At 68.4% G+C, this 23,899-nt stretch carries 25 protein-coding genes and 1 pseudogene; 12 read left to right on the top strand and 14 right to left on the bottom strand.

Features of this window, described 5'->3' with window-relative positions:
* Positions 1-36: 36 nt before the first annotated feature.
* Positions 37-861: a lytic transglycosylase domain-containing protein gene (locus ACFVM3_RS25905; RefSeq protein ID WP_378442514.1), complete on the bottom strand. Its 825-nt coding sequence runs from the start codon at positions 859-861 to the stop codon at positions 37-39.
* Positions 862-1,134: 273 nt separating this feature from the next.
* On the opposite strand from ACFVM3_RS25905, the gene ACFVM3_RS25900 reads away from it, so the two are divergent.
* Both ACFVM3_RS25900 and ACFVM3_RS25895 read left to right on the top strand, forming a co-directional pair.
* Complete coding sequence (locus ACFVM3_RS25900) at positions 1,135-2,838, top strand: cellulase family glycosylhydrolase (protein WP_378442512.1); 1,704 nt, start codon at positions 1,135-1,137, stop codon at positions 2,836-2,838.
* Positions 2,839-2,903: 65 nt separating this feature from the next.
* On the top strand, positions 2,904-3,419 hold the full coding sequence (locus ACFVM3_RS25895; protein ID WP_378442510.1) for a hypothetical protein: 516 nt from the start codon (positions 2,904-2,906) through the stop codon (positions 3,417-3,419).
* On the opposite strand, the gene add is transcribed toward ACFVM3_RS25895, so the two are convergent.
* Positions 3,376-4,350, bottom strand: coding sequence for an adenosine deaminase (gene add / locus ACFVM3_RS25890; protein ID WP_378442508.1), 975 nt, complete (start codon positions 4,348-4,350; stop codon positions 3,376-3,378). The two genes, ACFVM3_RS25895 and add, sit on opposite strands and share 44 nt — an antisense overlap.
* A gap of 153 nt (positions 4,351-4,503) precedes the next feature.
* Here add and ACFVM3_RS25885 point away from each other — a divergent pair, with 153 nt between their 5' ends.
* On the top strand, positions 4,504-4,722 hold the full coding sequence (locus tag ACFVM3_RS25885; protein ID WP_016335889.1) for an antitoxin: 219 nt from the start codon (positions 4,504-4,506) through the stop codon (positions 4,720-4,722).
* Positions 4,723-4,729: 7 nt separating this feature from the next.
* Here the strand turns inward: ACFVM3_RS25885 and recQ are convergent, their stop codons facing one another.
* Genes recQ through ACFVM3_RS25870 form a run of 3 tightly spaced genes read right to left on the bottom strand, consistent with a single transcriptional unit; the run spans position 4,730 to position 7,792 of the window.
* Complete coding sequence (gene recQ, locus ACFVM3_RS25880; RefSeq protein WP_378442506.1) at positions 4,730-6,562, bottom strand: DNA helicase RecQ; 1,833 nt, start codon at positions 6,560-6,562, stop codon at positions 4,730-4,732.
* A gap of 48 nt (positions 6,563-6,610) precedes the next feature.
* Complete coding sequence (locus tag ACFVM3_RS25875) at positions 6,611-7,435, bottom strand: SMI1/KNR4 family protein (RefSeq protein WP_378442504.1); 825 nt, start codon at positions 7,433-7,435, stop codon at positions 6,611-6,613.
* A 9-nt stretch (positions 7,436-7,444) separates the two neighbouring features.
* Complete coding sequence (locus ACFVM3_RS25870; protein WP_378442502.1) at positions 7,445-7,792, bottom strand: ArsR/SmtB family transcription factor; 348 nt, start codon at positions 7,790-7,792, stop codon at positions 7,445-7,447.
* A 98-nt stretch (positions 7,793-7,890) separates the two neighbouring features.
* Between ACFVM3_RS25870 and ACFVM3_RS25865 the strand changes: the two genes are divergently transcribed.
* Together ACFVM3_RS25865 and ACFVM3_RS25860 are read left to right on the top strand one after the other, a co-directional pair.
* Entirely contained in the window at positions 7,891-8,403 is a 513-nt protein-coding gene (locus tag ACFVM3_RS25865; RefSeq protein ID WP_378442500.1) for a DUF664 domain-containing protein, read from the top strand.
* Between the two features lie 57 nt (positions 8,404-8,460).
* Positions 8,461-9,024 carry a hypothetical protein gene (locus tag ACFVM3_RS25860; protein ID WP_378442498.1) on the top strand — a complete coding sequence of 188 codons (564 nt, stop codon included), beginning with the start codon at positions 8,461-8,463 and terminating at the stop codon, positions 9,022-9,024.
* Here the strand turns inward: ACFVM3_RS25860 and ACFVM3_RS25855 are convergent.
* Entirely contained in the window at positions 9,021-9,890 is an 870-nt protein-coding gene (locus tag ACFVM3_RS25855) for a hypothetical protein (RefSeq protein ID WP_378442497.1), read from the bottom strand. The two genes, ACFVM3_RS25860 and ACFVM3_RS25855, sit on opposite strands and share 4 nt — an antisense overlap.
* A gap of 282 nt (positions 9,891-10,172) precedes the next feature.
* Here ACFVM3_RS25855 and ACFVM3_RS25850 point away from each other — a divergent pair, with 282 nt between their 5' ends.
* Positions 10,173-11,123: a hypothetical protein gene (locus ACFVM3_RS25850; protein WP_378442495.1), complete on the top strand. Its 951-nt coding sequence runs from the start codon at positions 10,173-10,175 to the stop codon at positions 11,121-11,123.
* Here ACFVM3_RS25850 and ACFVM3_RS25845 read toward each other — a convergent pair.
* From ACFVM3_RS25845 to ACFVM3_RS25825, 5 genes are all read right to left on the bottom strand, one after another.
* A complete protein-coding gene (locus ACFVM3_RS25845) occupies positions 11,113-11,739 on the bottom strand; it encodes a TetR/AcrR family transcriptional regulator (RefSeq protein WP_378442493.1) in 627 nt (208 codons plus the stop codon). The two genes, ACFVM3_RS25850 and ACFVM3_RS25845, sit on opposite strands and share 11 nt — an antisense overlap.
* A gap of 92 nt (positions 11,740-11,831) precedes the next feature.
* On the bottom strand, positions 11,832-12,140 hold the full coding sequence (locus ACFVM3_RS25840; protein WP_378442492.1) for a cupin domain-containing protein: 309 nt from the start codon (positions 12,138-12,140) through the stop codon (positions 11,832-11,834).
* A gap of 37 nt (positions 12,141-12,177) precedes the next feature.
* On the bottom strand, positions 12,178-13,206 hold the full coding sequence (locus ACFVM3_RS25835; protein WP_378442490.1) for a polyprenyl synthetase family protein: 1,029 nt from the start codon (positions 13,204-13,206) through the stop codon (positions 12,178-12,180).
* A gap of 84 nt (positions 13,207-13,290) precedes the next feature.
* Positions 13,291-13,734 carry a single-stranded DNA-binding protein gene (locus ACFVM3_RS25830; RefSeq protein ID WP_219150473.1) on the bottom strand — a complete coding sequence of 148 codons (444 nt, stop codon included), beginning with the start codon at positions 13,732-13,734 and terminating at the stop codon, positions 13,291-13,293.
* Between the two features lie 124 nt (positions 13,735-13,858).
* Entirely contained in the window at positions 13,859-15,313 is a 1,455-nt protein-coding gene (locus ACFVM3_RS25825; protein ID WP_378442488.1) for a PLP-dependent aminotransferase family protein, read from the bottom strand.
* An 80-nt stretch (positions 15,314-15,393) separates the two neighbouring features.
* Here ACFVM3_RS25825 and ACFVM3_RS25820 point away from each other — a divergent pair, with 80 nt between their 5' ends.
* On the top strand, positions 15,394-16,647 hold the full coding sequence (locus ACFVM3_RS25820) for an MFS transporter (protein ID WP_378442487.1): 1,254 nt from the start codon (positions 15,394-15,396) through the stop codon (positions 16,645-16,647).
* Here the strand turns inward: ACFVM3_RS25820 and ACFVM3_RS25815 are convergent.
* On the bottom strand, positions 16,574-16,966 hold the full coding sequence (locus tag ACFVM3_RS25815; protein ID WP_378442485.1) for an NUDIX hydrolase: 393 nt from the start codon (positions 16,964-16,966) through the stop codon (positions 16,574-16,576). The two genes, ACFVM3_RS25820 and ACFVM3_RS25815, sit on opposite strands and share 74 nt — an antisense overlap.
* Positions 16,967-17,044: 78 nt before the next feature.
* On the opposite strand from ACFVM3_RS25815, the gene ACFVM3_RS25810 reads away from it, so the two are divergent.
* Entirely contained in the window at positions 17,045-18,202 is a 1,158-nt protein-coding gene (locus ACFVM3_RS25810; RefSeq protein WP_378442483.1) for an epoxide hydrolase family protein, read from the top strand.
* Here the strand turns inward: ACFVM3_RS25810 and ACFVM3_RS25805 are convergent.
* Positions 18,195-19,241: a winged helix DNA-binding domain-containing protein gene (locus tag ACFVM3_RS25805; protein WP_378442481.1), complete on the bottom strand. Its 1,047-nt coding sequence runs from the start codon at positions 19,239-19,241 to the stop codon at positions 18,195-18,197. The two genes, ACFVM3_RS25810 and ACFVM3_RS25805, sit on opposite strands and share 8 nt — an antisense overlap.
* A 95-nt stretch (positions 19,242-19,336) precedes the next feature.
* Between ACFVM3_RS25805 and ACFVM3_RS25800 the strand changes: the two genes are divergently transcribed.
* On the top strand, positions 19,337-19,708 hold the full coding sequence (locus tag ACFVM3_RS25800; protein ID WP_378442479.1) for a DUF6153 family protein: 372 nt from the start codon (positions 19,337-19,339) through the stop codon (positions 19,706-19,708).
* 48 nt (positions 19,709-19,756) lie between these two features.
* A complete protein-coding gene (locus ACFVM3_RS25795; RefSeq protein ID WP_378442477.1) occupies positions 19,757-20,344 on the top strand; it encodes a DUF305 domain-containing protein in 588 nt (195 codons plus the stop codon).
* A 24-nt stretch (positions 20,345-20,368) separates the two neighbouring features.
* On the opposite strand, the gene ACFVM3_RS25790 is transcribed toward ACFVM3_RS25795, so the two are convergent.
* Complete coding sequence (locus ACFVM3_RS25790; protein WP_378442475.1) at positions 20,369-20,749, bottom strand: MerR family transcriptional regulator; 381 nt, start codon at positions 20,747-20,749, stop codon at positions 20,369-20,371.
* Positions 20,750-20,777: 28 nt separating this feature from the next.
* Here ACFVM3_RS25790 and ACFVM3_RS25785 point away from each other — a divergent pair, with 28 nt between their 5' ends.
* Both ACFVM3_RS25785 and ACFVM3_RS25780 read left to right on the top strand, forming a co-directional pair.
* Positions 20,778-21,473, top strand: a complete 696-nt coding sequence (locus ACFVM3_RS25785) for a methyltransferase domain-containing protein (protein ID WP_378442473.1) — start codon at positions 20,778-20,780, stop codon at positions 21,471-21,473.
* Between the two features lie 94 nt (positions 21,474-21,567).
* Positions 21,568-22,781 (top strand): annotated as a pseudogene (locus ACFVM3_RS25780) (DUF222 domain-containing protein).
* Positions 22,782-23,899 lie beyond the last annotated feature (1,118 nt).

Genomic DNA, 23,899 nt, shown 5'->3' with positions numbered 1-23,899 from the left:
GCATATTTCGTCCTGAACGCCCCTTTCATGACACTCCTAAGAGGGCTTCAGCGCCGCCTTGCCGTACGCGTCGGCGTTGCTGAACACTTCCTGCCCGTACGCGGTGGAGTTGTTGTAGGTCAGCACCGCGGTCCACCAGCCGGCGGGGTCTCCGAGGTCGCCGCCCCGCGCGCACATGTACCGCGCGGTCGTCATCGCCGCGTCGTCGATGTTCTGCGGATCCGGCGTGGCGCCGTCGCCGCTCGCGCGGACGCCGTACCGCTTCCAGGTGGCGGGCAGGAACTGCATCGGCCCGACCGCGCGATCCCACTTCGGGTCGCCGTCGAGGGCGCCCTTGTCGGTGTCGACGACCGCCAGCACGCCGGGGGAGCCGTCGAGCGGGATGCCGATGATCGGCGGCGTCACGACACCGTCCTCTCCGGCGCGGGAACCGTCGTGCCGGGCGTGCTGGGACTCGGTCCGGCCGATCCCGGCGATGGTCGCCCAGGTGATTTCGCAGCGCGGAGCCGTCTTCGCGGTCTTCTCGGCGGCGTTCACGTAGGCCCGCAGCGCGCGTGGCGGGATGTCCGTGTTCTCCGACACCTTCGCGATCCAGGCGTCCTTCGCGGGCTCCGCGGGCAGCGGTCCGGCGTCGCCGGGGATCGCCGAACGGGGGGCGGGTTTGAGCGAGGGGACGACGAATTCCGGTTTCACCGGTACCGGCTCGCGGTCGTTGAGGCTCACCACGACCCACACGGCGCCGGCCACCAAGGCGCCCACGACCAGCAGCGCGAGCATCACGCAGCCACGCGGGCCGCGTTTCCTGGGCGGCTGTTCCCACTGGTCCATGAAGTCCAGTGTCGAAGGGGACGAAGCGGTCACCGGTTCCACGGTACGTGACGGATGTGGAGAACTTGTGTGGCCCGCCGTCCGGGTGACCCGGCCCACCTCCGCGTTTCGTCCTCTGAACGCGGTCCTTGCGCGTGCAACTACCGCAAGTAGAGGACTGAACGCGGGGTGCGATCGCCCCTTTTGCCCGGTTGACAGCGCTTCGGCTGGATGGTGAAACTAGTCCGCGTTAGGAAGGTTTCCTAACGAGGGCTCGCCGCGCCCCTGCTTCACGGAACGCAACGACGCTTCTGAAGGAGGCACAAAGTGGTACGCCCAAGATGGCGGGCGGCGCTGGTCACGGTGCTCGCGGCCGCCTCGGTCCCGATCTCCGCCCAGTCCGCTTCTGCGGCTCCCGTCCGCTACGAGTCCGAGAACGCGACGATCTCGCGCGGCGTGGTCGAATCCAATCACACCGGCTTCACCGGATCCGGCTTCGTCAACTACGACAACGTCACCGGTAGCTACGTCGAGTACACCGTCAACGCGGCGCAGGCCGGACAGCACACGCTGACCTTCCGCTATGCCAACGGCACCACCGCCAACCGCCCGCTCGACATCACCGTCAACGGCTCCATCGCCGTCGACGACCTCGGGTTCGCCGGCACCGGCGCGTGGACGACCTGGCGCACCGTCACCACCACGGTGAACCTCGCCGCTGGCAGTAACAAGATCCGCACCACCGCCGTCACGTCGAACGGTGGCCCCAACGCGGACTCGCTGTCGGTCGAGGCCAGTGGCGGTTCCAACGACACCGAAGCGCCGACGGCGCCGGGCTCGCCCACCACGTCCGCCGTGTCCTGCGGCAGCGTGACCCTCACCTGGCAGGCATCGTCCGACAACGTCGGCGTCGCCGGGTACCGCGTCCTGCGGAACGGGCAAACCGTTGCCACGACGGCGAATCCGCCCGCGACGGTGACCGGCCTCGCCGCGTCGACGGCCTACTCGTTCACGGTGGTCGCCTACGACGCGGCGGGGAACACGTCCGCGCAGAGCACCGCCGTCTCCGCCACCACTCCGGCGTGCGGTACCGGGACACCGGTGTCCATCAACGGAAAGCTCCACGTCTGCGGCGTCAAACTGTGCAACCAGTACGGCAAGCCCATCCAGCTGCGCGGGATGAGCACGCACGGGATCCAGTGGTACAGCCAATGCGTGAAGACCGCTTCGCTGGACGCGCTGGCCAACGACTGGAAGGCCGACATCCTGCGCGTCGCGATGTACATCCAGGACGGCGGCTACGAGAGCAACCCGCGCAAGTTCACCGACATGATGCACAACTACATCGAAGAGGCGACGAAACGCGGGATGTACGTCCTCGTCGACTGGCATCAGCTCGACCCGGGCGACCCGAACGCGAACACGCATCTCGCGAAGACCTTCTTCACCGAGATCGCCCAGCGGCACAAGGACAAGGTCAACATCATCTACGACGTCGCGAACGAACCGAACGGTGTGGGCTGGGCGGACGTGAAGCGGTACGCCGAAGAGGTCATCCCGGTGATCCGCGCCCAGGATCCGGACAGCGTGGTCTTCCTCGGTACACACGGCTGGTCGACCTTCGGTATCTCCGACGGCCGCGACGAGAACGACATCCTGAACAATCCGGTCAACGCCACCAACATCATGTACACGTTCCACTTCTACGCGGCGTCGCATCAGGACGAGCACTACGACGCACTGGCGCGGACCGCGGACCGGATCCCGGTGTTCGTCACGGAATTCGGCACCCAGACCTACACGGGTGACGGCGGGAACGACTTCACGTACTCGCAGAAGTACCTGGATCTGCTGGCCGCCAAGAAGATCGGCTGGACGAACTGGAACTTCTCCGACGACTTCCGCTCCGGTGCCGTGTTCAAGACCGGAACCTGCGCCGGGAACTCCTTCACCGGCACTTCGATGCTGAAGCCCGCCGGTGTCTGGGTGCGGGACCGCGTCCGCACGCCGGACGACTTCCCGACCGGCTGACCCTCGGACGCCTCGTGCCCGCTTTCCGGGCACGAGGCGTTCCCCGGCGTGGCAGACTCCGCCGGATGAACGCGTGGCTCACCAGCCTCATCGCCGTCGCCGGGACTCTGCTCGGCTCGACGTCGACCTTCTTGTTCCAGCGGCTCAACACCGCTCGCACCGAGCGATTCACCCGCGAAGAACGACTCCGTCAGGACCGGACGGAATCCTGTGTCGACTTCGCGGGCGCGATCACCGGGCTCCGCCGTGGTGCCGTCAGTCTCTGGCTCCTGCGCCGGCGTGCCGCCCCTGACGACGAGGGGCTGCGTGCCGCGTTCACCGAATCCGACGTTCTCGGCGCCGCGGCCGACCACGCCCGCTTCCGGGTGGCGCTGCTCACCGGCGATCCGGACCTGCTGGCGCTCGCCGATGTCGCGTTCGAACACTGTGCCGCGATCAGGGAAGCGGCCGACCATGCCGAGCTGGCCGTTCACGAAGAGCGGTGCCAGCGGGCGCTCGATGCCTTCATCGACGCCGCGGGTGCCCAGGTGCGCGGCGTCAGGCCAGCCAGGCGTCGATCTCTTGGTGGGTCGAACGCTTGAGTTCGGCGGGCGCGAAGGACGCGTCGACGGACGCCCTGGCGAGGCCCGCGAGCGCGAGGTCGTCGTAGGCGAACGCCTCACGGGTGCGCAGGAACTCGTCGGTCAGCGTCGTCCCGGTGACCGACGGGACGTCGGTGCTGAGCGTGACCACGAGCCCGGCGTCGACCAGCCGGGGGAGGGGGTGCTCCTCGAACGAGGGAACGAGCCCGAGCGTCACGTTCGACGACGGGCAGACCTCCAGCGCGATACCGCGTTCCCGCACCTCGGCGACCAGCGCGACGTCCTCCAGGATCCGGATGCCGTGGCCGATCCGTTCGCTGTGACCTGCCTCCAGCGCCTCGCGGATGCTCGCCGGGCCGGCGTCCTCGCCCGCGTGGTGGATCAGGTGCAGCCCCGCCTCCTCGGCCTCGTCGCAGATCCCGGCGAACGGTGCGAGCGGGTACTTCTCCTCCCCGGCGAGGCCGATCGCGAACACCCCGTCCGGGGCGTACCGGCGCGCCAGGTCGAGCGTGAGCCGGGCGCGTTCGACCGACCGGCGGCGCGAGTGGTCCAGCAGTACCCGCCAGTGGAGCCCGGATTCGGCCGCCCCCACCGAGAGTCCTTTGAGGACGGAAGCCAGCGGCATGTCCGGCTCGCCGAGGCGTTCGCCGTGCGCCGCCGCCGTGAAGGTGACCTCGGCGTAGCGGACGCCGTCCGCGACCTGGTCTTCGCAGAACTCGCGTGCCACCCGTTCGAAGTCCTCCGGCCTCCGCAGGCAGGACCGCAGCAACCCGTTGTAGTCGCCGAACGCGCGGAAGCCGTCGAACACGGGTTGTTCTGCGGGTACGGCGATGCCGTTCGCCTCGCCGAGGTCACGGAGCGTGTCCGGCCTGATGGTGCTTTCGAGGTGGACGTGCAGATGCGCCTTGGGCAGCAGAGAAAGATCCCGCATGACCACCAAGTTAGTGGCCGCGGCCCTCGTCTCGCGCCCGGTTTTCCGGCGGCCGGGTATCCGAAATGAGTGATTCGGCTCGCCGCGGGGAACCCTGGGGGCACCACCGGTCGTTGAGCAGGACACCAGACGACCCCGAGGAAAGGGACCACAGTGCCTCTACTGCGGAAGTTGACCGCCCTGGCCGGCACCGCCGGGGCCGTGCGCGCCTACGTGCGGAAGAACCCCGAGAAGGTCTCCAAGGTCGTGAACAAGGCAGCGACCTTCGTCGACCACAAGACCAAGGGCAAGTACCACAGCCAGATCGACGGCGCGGTGCGCAAGGTCGACGGGATGACCGGGCGGCCGCCGCGCCGGCCTTACGAGCACTAGGCGGTGCCTAAGCGTCCGCGAGCGTCTCGAGGATCTGCTCGCCGTACTTCGCGAGCTTGTTCTCGCCGACGCCGCTGACGGTACCCAGCTCCTGCAGCGTGGTGGGTCGTTTGGTGGCGATCTGGCGCAGGGTCGCGTCGTGGAAGATCACGTACGCGGGCACTCCCTGCTCCTTCGCCGCCGCGGCCCGCCACGACCGCAGCAGCTCGAACACCGGCGCCGCCTCGGCGGGCATGTCGGCGGCCGCGGCCTTCTTCGCGCTGGACCGGGCCGCGGCCTTCGCCGCCCGCTCCGGCTCGCGCCGCAGCTGAACCTTCCGCTCCCCGTTCAGCACCTCGGCGCTGCCCTCGGTCAGCACGAGTGAGCCGTAGTCGCCCTCGACCGCCGCGAGACCCTGCGCCAGCAGTTGCCGCACCACGGCCCGCCACTCGGGCTCCTTCAGTTCCGTGCCGATCCCGAAGACCTTCAGGGAATCGTGCCGGTGCTGGGTCACCTTCGGCGTCGACTTGCCGAGCAGGATGTCGATGATCTGCCCCGCGCCGAACTTCTGGCGTCGCTCGTTCTGCAGCCGGACGATGGTCGACAGGATCTTCTGCGCCGGGATCGTGCCGTCCCAGGTCTCCGGCGGCGCCAGGCAGGTGTCGCAGTTGCCACAGGGCTCGCTCCGCTGCCCGAAGTAGTTCAGCACCTGCACCCGACGGCATTCGACCGTCTCGCACAGCGCCAGCATCGCGTTGAGGTGGGCGCTCAGCTGCCGCTTGTGCGCCTCGGACCCCTCCGACATGTCGATCATCTTGCGCTGCTGGACGACGTCCTGGAGGCCGTACGCCAGCCACGCCGTCGACGGCAGCCCGTCACGGCCCGCGCGGCCGGTCTCCTGGTAATAGCCCTCGACGGACTTCGGCAGGTCCAGATGCGCGACGAACCGTACGTCGGGTTTGTCGATGCCCATGCCGAACGCGATCGTCGCGACCACGATCAGCCCGTCCTCGCGCAAGAATCGCGACTGGTGCTTCGCGCGGGTCCGCGCGTCCAGCCCGGCGTGATACGGAACCGCCGGAATCCCGTTCTCCACCAGGAAATCCGCGGTCTTCTCGACCGAGTTCCGCGACAGGCAGTAGACGATCCCCGCGTCGCCCTTGTGCTCGGTGCGCAGCAGCTCAAGCAGCTGCCGCTGCGGCGAGTTCTTGCCGACGATCCGGTACTGGATGTTCGGCCGGTCGAAGCTCGCGACGAAATGCCGCGCTTCCTCCAGATTGAGCCGGGACGCGATCTCGGCGTGGGTCGCCTTGGTGGCGGTGGCGGTGAGCGCGATCCTCGGCACGTCCGGCCAGCGCTCGTGCACCGCGGACAGCATCAGGTAGTCGGGCCGGAAGTCGTGACCCCACTGGGAGACGCAGTGCGCCTCGTCGATCGCGAACAGCGAGATCTTCCCGCGGTCGAGCAGCCGCACCGTGGATTCGACGGAGAGCCGCTCGGGCGCCAGGTACAGCAGGTCCAGCTCGCCGGCGACGAACGCGGCCTCGACCCTGTTCCGCTCGGCGTGGTCCTGCGTCGAGTTCAGGAAACCGGCGCGGACGCCGAGGTTGCGCAGCGCGTCGACCTGGTCCTGCATCAGCGCGATCAGTGGGGAGATCACCACACCGACGCCCGGCCGCACCAGCGCCGGGATCTGGTAACACAGTGACTTGCCGCCGCCGGTGGGCATGAGGACGAGCGCGTCACCGCCTGCGATGACGTGTTCGACGATGGCGTGCTGGTCGCCGCGGAAGTCGTCATAGCCGAAGACGCGGTTCAGCGTTTCGAGGGCTTCCGAGGTACCGATGTCGGGGGCTGCCACCCGGACGATTCTAGGGGCGGGGTCCGACAGTCGACGCGCCCGCGCACCTCAGCGCGGGAACTCCCAGTCCAGCGCCCGGTTTCCGGTGACGACCGGCCGGTAGCCGCCGTCGACCGGTCCGCCGGTTTCGAGCGCGGTCGCGGTCTGCTCCAGCAGTTCGGTCAGGGTCGCGGGCCGGTGGTCGAAGCTCACCGAACCCTCGTGGTTCCAGTCACCGAGCCGACCGGTACCGGTGCGCTGGTCGAGGAACAGCCCGTCGCCACCGCCGTCGACGGCGACGGGCACGAATCGCCCATGCCACCACGAGCCGACGCTGTCGTCCCACCCGCTCGAGATCAGCACGTCGCACATGACCTTCGCCTGGCTCGCGATGGTTTCGGTGGAAGCGAGGTGGTGGAACGGGGGGAGGGCGAAGCTGTAGCCGGTGCCCGAAACGCCGTCGTGCCGCAAGAGGAAGGCGACGAGTTCGGCGGGCAGGGGGATGCCGGTCTCTCGTTGCGTCTGGGCGATCCGTTCGAGCGTCGCTGGCGGGCGGAGGCTCGACGCTGTCGTCGGCGCTTTGGCCTTGAGCCACCGTTCGACGCGGTCCCAGGCGGCGTTCACCCGGCGCGTGGTCGCCGCGGGGACGGGATCGAGCGTGGCCGGGCCCTGCCCCAGGCGACAGCCGCTGTCGACGGTGAGCGTCGGCCGGGTCGTGGGCGCGGGCGCGGCGGTCGAGTAGGACGGCGTGCGGGGCGTCGTCGGCGGGGCCGCCGGGTACCACCGCGCTCCCTCGTCCCGTCCGCCACGCACCGTGACCGCGAAGACGAGTCCCAGCACGATGACGACACTCGCGACGGCGATCACGACGGCACGCCCCCACCCCTTGCGCATGGGCCGACCCTAGTCGCCTTGTTCGGCGGCCTTCCGGCGTTCGCGCCGTCCGCGCGCGATCTCGGTGCCGAGCGCGTCGAGCGGGCCGGTCCAGAACCGCCGGTACTGGTCCAGCCAGCCGTCGATCTCCTTGAGCGGGCCCGGATCGACCGAATACAGCCGTCGCGCGCCCTCGGCGCGGACAGTGGTGAAGCCGTTTTCGCGCAGGACGCGCAGATGCTGGGAGACCGCGGGTTGCGAGATCCCGAACTCGGCGCGGACCACCGCGGTGACGTCGCCGGAACTCTGTTCCCCGCCCGCCAGCAATTCCAGGATCCGGCGGCGTACCGGATCCCCGAGGACGTCGAACGCGTGCATCCGGCAACTATCACGGCCTGGGCTTATATAAGTCAAGGGTGTAAGGCAGGGGTCACCTGGCGGTGGCATCGTGGGCGATGACGCAGGAAGGGCATTCGATGAAACTGGCCGAAGTGGTGGCCGACGGGTTCGGCCGCGTCCGAGAAGTCGTGCACGACGCCGTCGAGGGGTTGAGCGCCGACCAGCTGACCGCGAGCCCGGCGCCGGGCGCGAACACGATCGCCTGGCTGGTCTGGCATCTGACCAGGGTGCAGGACGATCACATCGCCGACCTGATGGGCACCGAGCAGATCTGGACCGCGCAGGACTGGATGGGCCGCTTCTCGCTGCCCTTCCCGGCGTCGGACATCGGATACGGGCATCGCCCCGAGGACGTCGAGGCTGTCCGCGTCGGCTCCACCGACCTGCTGACCGGGTACTACGACGCGGTGCACGAAGCCACGACGGCGTGGGCCGCCGGACTGGCCGAAGCCGACCTCGACCGTATCGTCGACGAGGCGTGGGACCCGCCCGTCACGCTCGGGGTTCGCCTGGTCAGCGTGCTTTCCGACGATCTCCAGCACGCCGGGCAGGCGGCGTACGTCCGAGGGCTCGTACTCCGCGATACGTAGACGAGGTGCCGCTCCACGACGGACGACGGGAACGCCGCCCGCGGAAACACTGGTCGCATGAGTACTTCCACAGTGCGGCGACCGCCGATGACGCTCACCCCGCGGTGGCGGAAACTCGTCCTCGTCGTCCATGTCGTTTCGTCACTCGGCTGGCTCGGGATCACCATGGTGAACGCGGTCCTGACCTTCACCTCCGTGTTCACCGACGACCCGCGTCGCCAGCACGCGGCCATCCTGATGATGGAGCAGATCGGCGGCCATCTCCTGCTGCCGGTCAGCCTGACCGCACTGGTCAGCGGGATCGTGCTCAGCGTCGGCACGAAATGGGGCCTGGTCCGGTACAAGTGGGTCGCGATCAAACTGGTCATGACCCTGATCGCCGCCGGGCTGACGCTGTTCTCGCTGCTGCCGGGTATGCGGGAACTGGCGGCCGCGGCAGAGTCCACTTTGGATGGTGTATTCGTGGAAGCGGGGCGGCGTGTGGACGGTTTCTACCCGATCATCGTGTCCACGACGATGTACGTGACCATGACCGTGCTGTCGGTGTACAAGCCAGGCGGCAAGACCCCGTACGGACGCCGGGTGACCGCCACGCGGGTTCGTGACCGGCAGCCTGCCTAGAACTCCTCGAGGGCTTCGTCGATCCGCTCGGCCTCGGCGCGCAGATCGTCCAAGACGGTCTGCGCGGCCGCGGTCTCCCCGTTCGCCGTCTCTTCTTCGAGTTCGGCGTCGGCGAGCCGCCGCCGGAGTTCGTTCGCCTTCTCCGTGGCCTTCTCCGACCGGCGTTCGGCGCGGGCCACGTCGATCTCGGCCTGTTTGCAGGCCTTCGCGAGCTCGGCGGCCTCGCGCCGGAGCCGGTTGAACTCCGCCACCCGCTTCTGTTCGCGTTCGGCCTCCTCGCGGGCCTTGTCGATCCGCTCCTGCTCGGCCTTTTCGGCTGCTTTCCGCTTCGCCTTCCGCCGATCGTCCAAACGCGACACGGTGGCGGGTTTCTCCCGCTCCGGCGCGGGTTTCCGCTTCGGTTGTGGAGTGAACCCGCTGGTCAGCCACTGGTCGCCCGTGCTGTCCGCCCCGCTGCTCAGCCGCCCGGCCAGTGCGAGCGCCGCGACCTCGGGGTCGGCCACGACGGCCTCGAGGGTGGCTTCGACTTCGCGGGCGACCGGCTCGCTCATCGAACGTTCGTCCCGCAGGATCCGGTTCACCAGCTCCTGCCGGCGCCGGGCGAGTTTGCGCAGGTCCTCACCGGCCAGCGCCGAATGCGCCTTGCGCAGATCGTCGCCGAGCCTGGCCAGCTCCGCCAGTTCGGGAGAGCCTGCCCGGCGGTTGAGGATCGAGGCCGCGAGCGTGGGCTTCCGCAGGGCGCGGATACGCTCGGCCAAGGCGGGGTCCCCCGCGGCCTTGGCCTCTTTCGCCCGTTGGTTGCGCACCGCCACGAACTCGGCCGGATCGCCGGCGTAGAGCTCGTCCGCGACCTCGTCGAAGTCCATCGCCCTCCGCAGGGTCAGTGGCCGGTCAAGGCCGGTTCGGGGTGGCCATGCTGCCGTACGCGTCCGACGATGATCCCACGAGAGTCCGGAGCTTTCACCTTTTCGGAGTCATCCGGCCGTCTAGCGGATCGAGGCCGTCGGCGACACCCGCCGGACCGGTGAATCCGGAGTGCCGGGAGCCGGTCGGACCAAGGCAAGATCGGCACTTTGGAGGTGGCGTCCTCCCGAAGGCGGAACAACGATGGTGGTCTGGGGGAAGCCATCGGCCGCTGGAGGCACCGAATGTCCGTCACCGAACACGTTCCCGTCTCACCGCAGGCGAGTTTCCTCGGTTCCGGACCGTATCCGGAACACCGATGGCGGGTGGTCCTCTGGTCCGTCCTTGCGGGATTCGCGCTGACCGTCATCTGGTCGGCGCCCTTTGTGGACAGTGTGATCGGTGACAGCGTCGCCAACACCCTGCTGGGACACGACGCCAAGACGACCCCGATCGGCGGGGTGCTGGCGGGAACGTTCTTCGCGTTCGTCTCGGGGCTGGCCGGAACGTTCACCGCGTGCAACATCGCCGCTTTCGGCGCCGTCGCCCCGCTCGTCGGCGGACGAACCGCCGGGCGCCCGAAGTTCACGGACACGCTGAAGCCACTGGGCTGGATCGCCGCGGGAATGCTGACGGTTTCCGTGGTGTACGGCGTCATCGTCGCGCTGGTCGGCACACGGATGCCGCAGTTCTCGACGGCCTCGTCGTCCGGTGGGCTCACCCCGCGGAACATCCAGTCGATGATCGTCTACGGCGTGATCGGGATCGTGTTCATCGTGCTGGGGCTGGCTTCCATCGGTATCGTCCGCAACCCGATCGCCGGGCTCACCCGCCGGTTCCCGCATACGCCGCTCGTGCTGATGGGCGCGCTCATCGGCGGTTTCCTGATCGGCAGGCCGTTCCCGCTGTTCCGGATGATGTTCCGCAGCGCGGCCGAAAGCCACAACGTGTTTTACGGCGCCGCCGCGTTCGCCCTGCAGTCGGTCGGCAACATCCTGGTGATGGCGTTGTTGTTCCTTCTGCTCACGCACGGCACGGGCGGGCGGCTGCAGCGATGGATGCTCGCGAAGCCCACCAGGATCGCCGTGGTGACCGGTGCCGCGTTGCTGGTCGCCGGCACGTTCACGCTGCTCTACTGGGACCTGCGCGTGCTGGGCCGGACGGGCGTGATCTGGTACCCGACGATCAAGTGGTGAAGAGCCGGGCCAGTAGCCGCTCCACCGAATCCTGAAGGCACCTCGCCGCGTCCTCCCGGCCGGCGAGGTGTTTCAGCAGGCCTTGCTGGAACAGACCGTCGAAGAGCGCATACGTCGTCGACGGGGAGAAATCCGCCGGTTTGCCCAGTAGTTCCGCGTATCGGGAGACGACTCGCCAGATCATCAGTTCGAGTGTCTCGTCGATGGCGAGGACGTCGGCCTGGAACAACTTCTCGAACAGGCTCTGGTTGCGCAGGTCGTACCAGAGCCGGTGCAACCGCGCGTTTTCCCGCAGCGTGGCCGCCGTCGCGGCACCGAAGGCCGTTCTCAGTTCTTCGGCCGTTTCCGCGGTTTCGACTATCCGGTCGTACCGGGTGACGCATTCGGCCTTGTACTGCTTGACGCAGTAGGTGATCAGCTCGGCCTTGTCGCGGAAGTAGTAGTGCAGGACCCCGTGGGAGAACTCGGAGTTCTGCGCGATCTCCCGCAGGCTCGTGCGCGCGTAGCCCAGCTCGGACAGCGTGACCAGCGCCGATCTCGCCAGCTGCGCGCGCCGTTGGCCGAATCTGTCCACCGTGCGGGTCTCGTCCCCGCTGCGGTCCGCCACGTCGGTCACAGTTCCCGGTTCCCGTCGCCTCGGGTGCCCGCCGTCCACGAGCACGTCGTCGGATTCTAGCCCGGGAAAGGGTTTTCTTGCGCCCGACAGAATTACTCGAGCCACTCGGTGATGAAATGGTCGCTTTCGTGGATGTGCACGGCTTCGTAGATTTCGGGCCCGATCACGGCGAACTTGTGCGGGGTCTCCGCGGGTACGACCAGGACGTCACCCGCCCCTCCTTCGCGTACGGTGTCCCCGATGGTGAACCTGGCCTGGCCGCCGATGACGACGAACGTCTCGCGGTACGGGTGCTGGTGCAGCCTCGGTCCGGAACCGTCGACGTCGGTCCGCTCGCGGATGATCGAGACTCCGGAGCCGATGTCGCGGCCTTCGACATTTCCCAGGGTTTCAGTGGCCATTCCGCCACTGTAGCCCTGGTTGCGCGTGCTGCGGGCTTTACTCGCCGCGGTCGACGACGAACGCCGAAAGGCCGACGAGCAGCGCCCTGGCGGGCCGGTCAGGGAGGCTGAGCGCGAGGTCTCTCGCCTTGGCGGCGTACCCGTGGGCTTCGGCGAGTGCGCGCACGACACCGGCGGATTCGCGCAGGAGCCCGAGCGCCTCCTGGCGGACCACCGGATCGGAAACCGGCCCGTGGCCGATGATCTCGCGCAAGCGAGCGGCGCCGGGCCCCTCGTCGTCGAGCGCGTGGAGCATCGGCAGGGTGACGATGCCTTCACGGAGATCGGTGCCCGCGGACTTGCCGAGGTCGGTGGTGGACGCGGAGATGTCGAGAACGTCGTCGGAGATCTGGAACGCCACCCCGATCAGTTCGCCGTACTGGCCCAACGTTTCGATGGTCCGCTCATCCGCGCCCGACACCTGCGCGCCGAGCCTGCCCGCCATCGCGATCAACGACGCGGATTTGTCGGCCATCACCTGGATGTGGTGCTCGTACGGCGCGTGACGGCCACAGTCCTCGAACGGCCCGGTCGTCTCGAGGAACTGGCCGCGCACGAGCCTGCCGAACGTCTTCGCCTGCGACCGCAGCGCGTAGTCGCCGAGGCCGGCACCGACCCGTGCCGCGCAGGCGAGCACGTAGTCGCCGATCAGGACGGCTTTCTTGTTGCCCCACAGGGTGTTCGCGCTGGTGACCGCGTGCCGTATCGGCGCCTCGTCCATGACGTCGTCGTGATAGAGCGTCGCGACGTGCACGAGTTCGACGAGGGCGGCCGCCGAGATCGCGTCACCTCGCCCGTCGCCGAACGCCGCCGCGGCCAGCGCCATCAACGGACGCAGCCTCTTCCCGCCCGCGCGGACGAGATGGGTGGCGGCTTCGGTGAGTTCCGGATGACCGGGGCTGCGCAACACCTCCTGAAGTCTCTCTTCGACCCGGGCGAGCCCGGTGCGGAGTTCGGCGGCGAACTCCACGTGCCGACCGACGGCCGGGTCCAGGCCGAGTTCCGTGACGATCGTGGTCGTGTTCACGACCTCCAGCATCCGAGCCGGAGGTTCGCGACCGCATGGCGCCCGGGAGGGAGATCCCTCCCTCCCGAGAGGGAAACCGCCGTGTCAGAAGGGCGGTTCCGGGTTTCCGGCCGGCACCGGCGTTCGTTCCCAGGCCCCGTCCGACGGCGTGCCTCCCGAACTCCGGCCCGCCTTGTTCACCTTCGCCGTGGCATACCGCAGCGACGGGCCGATCTCGTCGACGTCGAGCTCGACCACCGTGCGCTTCTCGCCTTCCTTGGTTTCGAACGATCGCTGTTTCAGCCTGCCCTGCACGATGACCCTCGTCCCTCTGGTGAGGGATTCGGCCAGGTTCTCCGCGGCCTGCTTCCACAGCGCGCAGCGCAGGAACAGCGGGTCTCCGTCGCGCCATTCCCCGCTCGCGCGGTCCAGGACGCGTGGGGTCGACGCGACCGTGAAGTTCGCGACCGCCGCTCCGGACGGGGTGAACTTCAGCTCCGGGTCGGTCGTCAGGTTGCCGATCACCGTGAGCACCGTTTCTCCGGCCATGGGACTTTCCTCCTCGGGTCCGCGCGCGGGCCCGGCCGGGCCCGCTGTCGCCTGTGAAGAGGAGACCACCGGGGTACGACAGTTTCCGACGTCCTGTGGCGGCCGGATGTCAGGAAAGGGTTGTTCAAGACGAAAAGTGTCCTGAACGACCCTTTCCTGACATCCGGACGGCCGAGACGCATTCCCCGAGCCGCGCGAGCCCTTCGTCTACGCGGTCGGAACCGACCAGCCCGTAGCCGATCACCAGCCCGCCGCGCGTGCCCCCATAGGTGGCCAGGTTTTCGACGGCCACCCCGGCCCTGGCCGCTTCCGCGACGACACCGTCCACAGTGACCGGCGCGTGTGGATCCGCCAAGGCGCACAAGTGCAGCCCGGCGCTCGATGGGACGACTTCCAGGAAATCGCGCAGTTCGTCGCGGACGAACGCCAGGATCCGCTTCCGTCGCACCGAATACTCCCGCGTCGCCCTGCGCACGTGACGGGCGAGAAGACCCTCGTCGATGAAGCTCGCCAACGCCGATTGCGTGACGAGATCGCCGTGCCAGTCCATCAGCTGCTTCGCCCGTCGCAACGCCGGGCGCAGCGAAGCGGGCGCCACCAGGAAACCGAGACGCAGCAACGGAAGCAGAGTTTTCGAGAACGATCCGACGTACAGCACCCTGCCGTCACGGTCGAGGCTTTGGAGCGGTTCGAGCGGCCGGTCCGAGAACCGGAATTCACTGTCGTAGTCGTCCTCGACGATCACCGCGTCGTTCCGCTCCGCCCACGTCAGCAACGCCGTCCTCCTGGCGAGTGACATCGGCGTGCCGAGCGGGAATTGGTGCGACGGCGTCGTATAGACCAGTCGGGTGCCCTTGGCGAGCGCGGCGACGTCGAGGCCTTCGGCGTCCACCGGCACCTTCGTGACCCGGGCACCGTGGGCGGTGAAGAGCCGTTCGGCCGGGGGATAGCCGGGGTCTTCGACGGCGACCCGCGTGCCGGGTTCGATCAGGACTCGGCCGATGAGGTCGAGTGCCTGCTGCGCTCCCTGGGTGACCACCAGGTCCTCGCCGCCTGCCCATACCGATCGGGCGGCGCCGACGTGCCGGGCGATCGCCACCCGCAGTGCTTCGAGGCCGGCCGGGTCGGTATACCCCGACGGTGTCAGCAGAGACGGCCGCAAAGCCTGGCTGACCAGCCGTCGCCAGGTTCGCAGAGGGAACAGGGCCGGATCCGGGGCACCGACGCGGAAGTCGAACGCGGGGGCCGGCCGATCCTCGTCCAGCGGCGCCGGAAGGGAACGCCAGCGGGCGGTCGGCCGTACTCCACCCGCGGGGGCGGCACGCCGTGTTCGCGCCACGGGTTCCTCGCTCACGAACGTCCCGCGTCCGACGTGGCCGCTGAGGAACCCTTCCGCGGTGAGCCGTTCGTAGGCGACCGCGACGGTGTTGCGCGAGACGTCGAGTTCGCGGGCCAGTTCCCTGGTCGGCGGCAGGCGCTCCCCGGCTCGCAAGCGCCCGTCGAGGATGCCGTCGCGGAGCTGGCGGTAGATCCGCGCGGCCAGGTCGCTGTGCCCGTCGAGGCTGATGTGGAACGGCACGGTCCGAGCCTATATTGGCCCATCGAGGATGGCGGATATTGGCACTGGAAGTGGCCAATCCGGCCCCATAACTTGCGTTCATGAAGCGACTGACCTCGGCCCAGCTGATCAGCTCCGTCGGCGACGGTGCCTACTACGTCAGCTCGGCCCTCTACTTCACGCTCGTCGTCGGGCTTTCACCCGCGCAGGTGGGCATCGGCCTCACGGCGGGCTGGGCGGTCGGCTCGGTGGCCGGGGTCGCACTGGGGCAGGTGGCGGACCGCCGCGGGCCCAAGGGCACGGCCGTCCTCCTGGCGCTGGGCACGGCCGCGTCGGTGACGGCGTTCCTCTTTGTCGGCTCCGTCTTCACGTTCGTGATCGCGGCCTGCGTCTACGCCTGTTTTCACTGCGGTCTCGGCGCGGCGAGGCAGGCGTTGCTCGCCGGCTTGATCGACCCCGCCGAGCGCACGACGTTCCGTGCCCGGTTGCAGGCGCTTTCCAACGCGGGGATCGCGATCGGCGCGGCGCTCGGCGGCATCGCGCTGGCGCTGGGGACGCGAGAGGCATTCCTGACCGTCTTCGTCCTCGATGCGCTGGCCTTCGTCGCCGCGGCTCTCGTGCTACGCAAGGTGCCTGCGGTGGCTCCGCTACCGGCGCGGGAGGGAGAGCCGTCCGTGGCCGTTCTCCGTGATCGCCCCTACGCGTTGTTGGCGCTGCTCAACATGGTCATGGTGCTCTACATGCCGCTGTTCAGCCTGGTCCTGCCGCTGTGGATCTCGACCAGGACGGCGGCGCCGAGCTGGCTGGTCTCGGCGATGCTGGTGCTCAACACGGCGAGCGTGGTGGTCTTCCAGGTGCGCGTGGCGCGGGGCGTGACCGGTCTGCGTGGCGCCTCCCGCTACGCCCGTTACGCGGGACTGCTGCTCTTCTCCTCTTGCCTGGTCTTCTCGTTCTCCGCCATGGGCGAATCCGCGTGGGCGGCGGCGCTGGTCCTGCTTCTGGGGGCCGCGCTGCAGGTGCTGGGGGAGATGGCGCAGGCGGCGGGTTCATGGGAGATCGCCTTCGGTCTCGCTCCCGAAGGCAAACAAGGCCAGTATCAAGGGTTTTTCGGCGCAGGGACGGCCATCGCCCGCATGCTCGGCCCGGTGCTGCTGACCGGGCTGATCCTTGTCGGTGGCACGGCGGGCTGGGTGGTGCTGGGTGGGTTGTTCCTGGTATCGGGCATGCTCACCGGCCCGGCCGTCCGCTGGGCGGAGCGGAAGCCGCGACCCGGGTTCGCGGTCAGTCCTCCAGTGCTCGCCGGAAGTGATCGGCCAGCGCGAGTCCCGCGGCTTCTTCCCCGGTGTGCCAAGTGAAAGCGTCGTGTTCCTCGGGATCGAGCACGACTTCGCCCGCGGTCTCTTCGGAGAGCGCGTACACCGTGGCGTGGATGCGCATCGGCCTGCCCGCGACGTCGTCCCAGCTGTGGGTGCCGCGCTCGCCGGTCACGCGGACGGTCAGCCCGGTCTCCTCGGCGAACTCGCGGACCACGGTCTCGTCGGGCCGCTCGCCCGGCTCGACGGTCCCGCCCGGCAGTTCCCAGCGGCCGCCGAGGAAGGACCCCGGCCGCCGCCGGATGAACAGGATCTTCCCGTCGCGGATGAGCCTGCCGTAGGCCAAGTACTTGTCCGTCACGAGCGCATCTTCCCGTACCGGAGATGCGCTCTCGATCGAGGACCGAACCTGTCCGCAATGCCTCGTAACGTGGGCTTCATGGAAAACACCGAGATCCGCCCTTTCCGCCTCGACATCCCGCAGGAGCAGTTGGACGAGCTGCACGCGAAGCTCGACAGCGCGCGTTGGCCCGCTCCGCTGCCCGGCGACGGCTGGGACACCGGAGTGCCGGTGGCGTGGCTGCGCGGGCTCGCCGAATACTGGCGTGACGGTTACGACTGGCGTGCCGCCGAACGGGAGATCAACCGTCATCCGCAGTTCACCACGGTCATCGACGGACAGCGGATCCACTTCCTGCACGTCCGTTCGCCCGAAGCCGGCGCGACGCCGCTGATCCTCACGCACGGCTGGCCGGGTTCGGTGGTGGAGTTCCTCGACGTCATCGGCCCGCTCACGGACCCGAAGGCGCACGGCGGCGACCCGGCGGACGCGTTCCACCTCGTGATCCCGTCGCTGCCCGGCTTCGGCTTTTCGGGCCCTGTCTCGGACTCCGGCTGGACCATGCCGCGCATCGGCCGGGCGTGGGCGGAGCTGATGCGACGGCTCGGGTACGAACGCTACGGTGTGCAGGGCGGCGACCTCGGCGCTTCCGTGTCACCCGAGGTGGCCAGGTCCGCGCCGGACAAAGTGATCGGTGTGCACGTCAACGGCGGGCTGACCCCGATGCCGCCGATGTCGTTGTCGGAGGAGGAACTCGCTTCACTCACCGACGTCGAACGCGATCGCGTCGAGCGGATCGGCGCGTTCATGCAGGAGGAGTTCGGCTATATCGCGATCCAGTCGACGCGGCCGCAGACGCTCGGCTACGGACTCGTGGACTCCCCGGTCGCGCAGCTGGCCTGGATCATGGACAAGTTCCGTGAGTGGACACATCCGCGCCCGGCCTTGCCGGAAGAGATCATCGACAAGGACCGGTTGCTGACCAACGTGATGTTCACCTGGCTCACCGGCACGGCGGCTTCGTCCGCGTACGTCGGCTACGCGCAGGCGGAAACCTGGGGAGCCGTCGAGAAGAACTCCGGCGTGCCGACGGCGGCGCTGATCTTCGCGCACGACGTCGGTATCCGGCGGTATTCGGAGGACGCCCACACGATCGTGCGGTGGACCGACGTCGATCGCGGCGGGCACTTCGCGGCGTTGGAAGAGCCCGAGATCCTGGTTTCGGACGTGCGGGAGTTCTTCCGCTCCCTCAAATGACGAGGGCGGCCGTTTCCCCGAGGAAGCGGCCGTAATCGTCCACTTCGGACTCCAATCCGGTGATGACGGCCCGCGGGAGCGTGGCGAAGGGCTCCACGGCGACCTTCGTCAGCTTCGCGGTCCGCTTGGTGTGCCACGTTCCGGCGATCCGGCCGTCGATCAGCACGGTCGGTGCGATCATCCCGCCGCCGGAGTTGACACGTTTCGCCCCGGCCGGGTCGAGGAGCAGATCGCGGTCGCGGTAGCCCAGCAGGTACGTGTCGAAGGCGCCGAGCAGGCGCGGGGGACACGGGGGAGCGGACAGCTCGGTCTCCGCGAGGGTGAAGCCCTTGCCGACGGGAACGGGGTCCAGCGCGCTGAAAGCCTTGCGGCAGAGGCCGGTCGGGAGCCCGGACCAGGTGCTGAAGTCCTCGGCGGTCGCGACGCCATAGGCGGTCAGGTAGCGGTGGGCGAGTTCCGTATGCGGTTCGTCCGGCGTGCGGCTCTCGGTGACCCATTCGTCGAGGAGCACGTACGTCGGCTCCGTTCCGGCGTCGTGTCCTCGGCACAGCAGCCCGCGGTTGGCCGCGTACGCCAGGAGATGGGCGGGTGCCTGCGACTTCGCGCCGAGCGCGATGCCCTCGTCGGCCAAGCCGTCGAGGATCTCTTGCCGAGTGAGTGCCTTGCCCGGCAAGAGTTCCTGGAGTTTCCCGAGCGCGCGTTCGCAGAGCTCGTCGGTGAGGTCCAGTTGCCTGCGCCGTCCTTGCCCCGCCTGTGCGTTGCGCGGGCCGAACAGCCGGTTCAGCCAGCGGAGATCCGCCGTCGGCACGAGATGGAGCGTCTTGCGCATCAGCCAGGTGCGCGTGACCGCGCGTGACCCGTCGACGTCCGGAGCGGTCAGACCCCGGCTACGAGCCCGGATGGCGAGGCGAGCGGCGGGCGTCGACTGCGCCTGGACCGCGGCGACGGAGCCGACCACGGTGAGTACGTCCGTGGCCGGCACGGTCAGCAGCTGCGCGTGGGCGCGGACGGCACGGAGGTCATCGTCGGAAAGCGTCACCCGTTGACGATCTCATGGGCGTGCGCCGGTTCGGTGTGCGTGACCCCGGAAACCCCACCGTCCGGCGGCGCGCGGAATCCGGCTACGGTGGAGCCGTGACCCAGTCCTGGTACCCGGCCGCCCTGCGGTGGCTGTTGTTGTGCGTGGTGGCGCTGGGTCTGGTGGGTATGCACCACGTCGTCGCCGACTCCGGCCACGACGCGGGGCACTCCTCCGTCGCGATGGCGGATCCGTGTTGCGCGGACACGTCTTCGCACGACGACGGTGGACACAGTGGACTGCACCTGTGTCTCGCGGTACTCGCCGCGGCCGTGCTGCTGATCGTCTCCTGGCTGCTCATCCGGAATGGACGGACGGTGGCGACCTGGAAGTCGCGCCCGCGCGGCGGTTCGGCGTCGGGCCGTGATCCGCCTCGCTGGAGACCGGTGCCCGAAAGATTGTCGCTTCTTTGCGTGTTGCGGGTGTGACAGGCGGGTTCGTCCCGCCCTGCCCGAAACCGATTCAGAGGAAGAACCATGACCAGCAGGAAACTGGTCGGGGCCGCGCTCGCCGCCCTGGCCTCCTTCGCCGTGCTCACCGGCTGTGCCAGCTCCGACACCGCTTCCACCGGACACCACACGTCCACGGTGAAGGCGCCGGATCCTCGGCAGGCAGACCACAACCAGGCCGATGTCACGTTCGCGCAGGGGATGATCCCGCACCACGAACAGGCGCTCGAGATGGCGAAGCTCGTCGACGGCCGCACTCGCAACGCGAAGGTCGTCGACCTGGCCGCAAGGATCCAGAAGGCGCAGGATCCGGAGATCCAGCAGCTGAACGGATTGCTGAAGGGCTGGGGAGTGGCGCCGTCGGGCGAGCACTCCGGCCACGGCTCGGCGTCCGGCATGATGACCGAGGGTGATATGGAGAAACTCGGCAAAGCCAAGGACGCGGCGTTCGACAAGCAGTGGCTCGAGATGATGGTCAAACATCACGAAGGCGCGCTCGAGATGGCGAAGACTGCTTTGCAGCAGGGCAGCAACGCCGAGGTGAAGGCGTTGGCGCAGAAGGTGATCGACGGTCAGCAGGCCGAGATCACCGAGATGCGCGCGCTGCTCGGCTGAGCCGGGACGGTGGCGCGGACCGGATCATCCGGCCCGCGCCACCGCCTCCCGGAAATGCGCGCACTGGGTGAAGTCGTCGTGCTCGCACCCGAGCGCGCAGTCGACGATCGCGAGCGAGGCCTGCGCGGCCGCGATACGTTGCTCCAGTTCTTTCTTGTGGCGCTTGAGGATCGCTTCGCGCTCGCTGGGCTCGCGGAACATCTCGCGGATGCCGTCGAGGCTCAGGCCCGCCTCCTTCGAGCGCAGGATGATCGCGATCCGGTAGAGGTCGTTGTCGTCGTACCGCCGCCGGTCGCCCGCCCGCGCCGGCTTGAGGAGGCCGACGGACTCCCAATGGCGCAAGACATGCGTCGCCAGGCCGAAGCGCTCCGCGACCTCGCCGACGCTCAAGGTGCTTGACTTCATGTCGACATTAAGCCGGACGATCTCCGGTATGTCCATGTTGAAGCGGCTCGACGCCGCCGATGCCCTGCCGGGAGCCGCCGAACTGCGGGCCCGGACCTACGAACTGCTCCGGCTCGAACCCGGCTCCGCCGTGGTCGACGTCGGCTGCGGTGCCGGGCTGGCCGTATCCGAGATGTCGGCGCTGGGTTACCGCGCTGTCGGTGTCGACCTTTCGGCCGAAATGGTGGAAGAGGCCAGGCGGCGCTCGCCCGGCCGCGATTTCCTGATCGGGGACGCTTACGCCTTGCCTGTCGATGGTGGTTTCGCGGGCTATCGGGCGGACAAGGTGTTCCATGAACTCGCGGAGCCCGAGGCCGCCCTCGCGGAAGCTCGACGGGTTCTGGTCCCTGGTGGGCGGATCGTGTTGTCCGGTCCTGACTGGGAGGCGCTGGTGATCGATTCCTCTTATCCGGCGCTGACGCGGGAAATCGTGCGAGCGCGGGCTTCGGTGATCACCGCACCTCGGATCGCGCGCGGGTTCCGGCGGCTGCTCGACGCGAGCGGATTCCGCGAGGTGTCGGTCGAAGGCGTCGTCGGTTTCCTTGGCGGGCAGTCGTTTCTTCGCGGGCTGGCGGAGGTGGCGGTTCGGGTCGGGGCGATTTCCTCGGAGGAAGGGGAGCTCTGGCTGGCGGATCAGGTCGGCGAGGTCGCCGTGCCGCAGTTCTTGGCTTCCGGGGTGATGTGAGCCGGAGTCGTTGTGACGTAAGGGAATTATCGTGGGTTCGGAAATTGTCGGTGGTCGGTTGTAGCTTCTGGGTGTGGATACACGCAATGCCACTGTGGCGCTACTCAAGGAAATCATTGCTTCTGACGTGTTGAGGGAGGTCAATGCCGAGCTGGATTCGTTGGAGGACAAGGATGCTGTCGACGCTGCCGTGGCGGCGTCGGAAGGGATCGCACGATTGGAGGCGGGCCGGTTCCGCGCGTTGGCGCAGCTGAACCGGCATCGTGGCGGCGCGGCGAGTGTGGTGCAGGAGGTCGCGTTCGCTTTGTCCGTTGTAGGCGGTCACGCTGCTGGTCTGGTGTCGACGGCGGCGGCGTTGACGACCCGGCTGCCCCGGACGCTGGGACTGCTGGACCGGGGGGAGGTGGGCGGCTATGGGGCGATGAAAGTCGCGACCGCCACGGCGTGGTTGTCCGACGAGGACGCCCGCGCGGTGGACGCGGTCCTGGAGGACCGCCTGCCGGGCCGAAACGCCGACCAGATCCGGAAGGCGGCGAGCCACGCGGCGATCATGGCCGACCGGGACGGCGCCGCCCGGCGGGCGGAGCGGCACCGGGCGGGGCGTCGGTTGTCGCTCCGGCACGGTGAGACCGGGGTCGCCTCGATCGAGGTCGAGGACGGTCCGGTGGAGAAGGTCGCCGCCGCCTACACCCGGATCGACCGCGAAGCACGCGCCCTCAAAACCGGCGGTGAGACCCGCACGTTGGATCAGCTGCGCGCCGATGTCGCCCTCGACCTCCTGCTGGGCAGCCAAGGCGGGAAGGCTGAGCGGTCCGAGGTGTTCCTCTACATGGACCTCGACACCTACCTGGGCGTGAACGAGGACCGGCCGAGCTGGCCGGTCACGGGCATATCCCAGGGTCGCTGGCCCGGGAGATCGCGTCGGGGCCGGACACGGTGTTGCGGCGGATCATCACCGACCCACTCTCCGGGCAGGTTCTGGATTTGGGGCGGGGCCGGTATCGGCCGACGGCGGGGCTGGGTGAGTTCGTGCGGGTGCGGGACCGGGAATGCCGAAGACCCGGCTGCCACCGCGTCGCCCAGGCCTGCGACCTCGACCATGCGGTGCCGTGGCAGCACGGCGGTCACACCACCGATACCGAGTTGGTGGATCTGTGCCGCCGCGATCACCGTTTGAAAGACGAACCCGGCTGGATCTATCGGCTGGCTTCGGATGGCACCCTCACCATCACCACACCCACCGGACAGAGCTACGACAGCTCGCCACCACCCCTGCACGAACCCCGCACCGACCAACCACCGTTCTGAGACCGTCGCCGAAAACCGACCACGGCACCCGGGGTGCGTTGCCGGAATTCGACTACAGGGCTGTTCTGTGGGGATGTTGCCCCCACGTGGCCCTACGCGAGGGCCTCTCGTTCGCCGAATTCGGGTGATCCGCCGCCACGTTGCCGAAATACGGCGACGGCGAGAGCGCGGACAGGACTCCGTGCGGATAGGTGCTACGGCTACCCGCGACGCTGCGACGATCAGCCTGGGCTTCCAGCTGGGGAGTCGCTGCGATCGCTTGCTGCCGGATTTCGGCCACAGCCTGCTCGTGCGGTGGGTTCCCACGCAGGTGTGCGGAACACCGCGGAACCGGGCAACGCCAATGCCAACCACGCAGAGTCACGCAAAGGGTTCCTCACACCACGTCCACTAGGCAGGGCTACGACAGCACCCCGCCGCCACTACACGAACCCCGCACCGACGAACCACCGTTCTGAAACCGTCGCCGAAAAACGGCCACGGTGCCCGGGGATGCGTTGCCGGAATCCGACTGTAGGGGGCTGTTCTGTGGGGATGATGCACCCACCTGGTCCTGCGTGAGTCCGTGCTACGGCTACCCGCGACGCTGCGACGGTCAGCCCGGCTTCCAGCTGAGAAGTCGCTGCGACGCTTGCCTCTGAAATCCGGCCACAGCCGTGCGGTGGGTTCCCACGCAGGTTTGCGGAACACCGCGGAACCGGGCAACGCCAATGTCAACCACAGTCGTCCCCAAGTCTCGCCAAACCGCCTATCTCACAACAGAATTCCGAACAGGCGTCACGTCGATCTTCGGAACATAGTCACGCGAAGGCTTCCTCACATCGTGCCTACCAGCAGGTCTACGACAGCACTGCAGGTGCGTCGCGCCGAGGAACCACCGTTTTGAGTCCGTCGCCAAAAGCTGGCAACGGTGCCCAGGGCTGGGCTAGTTGCCGGAATACGGCCACGGCTCGATCGCAAGGACACCCGTCCCCCACCCACCAAACCGCCTATCTCACAACGGAATCCCGAACAGGCGTCACGCCGATCTTCAGAGCAGAGTCACGCGAAGAGCACCGTCCTGAACCATCGCCGAAAAGCGACCACGGCGCCCAGGTCCGGGTTCGTTGCCGAAATAC

It is taken from the genome of Amycolatopsis sp. NPDC057786 (assembly GCF_042797905.1).
Taxonomy (GTDB): domain Bacteria; phylum Actinomycetota; class Actinomycetes; order Mycobacteriales; family Pseudonocardiaceae; genus Amycolatopsis.
The sequence above is the reverse complement of the archived record's forward strand: the minus strand, read 5'-3'. Positions and strand labels throughout refer to the sequence as shown.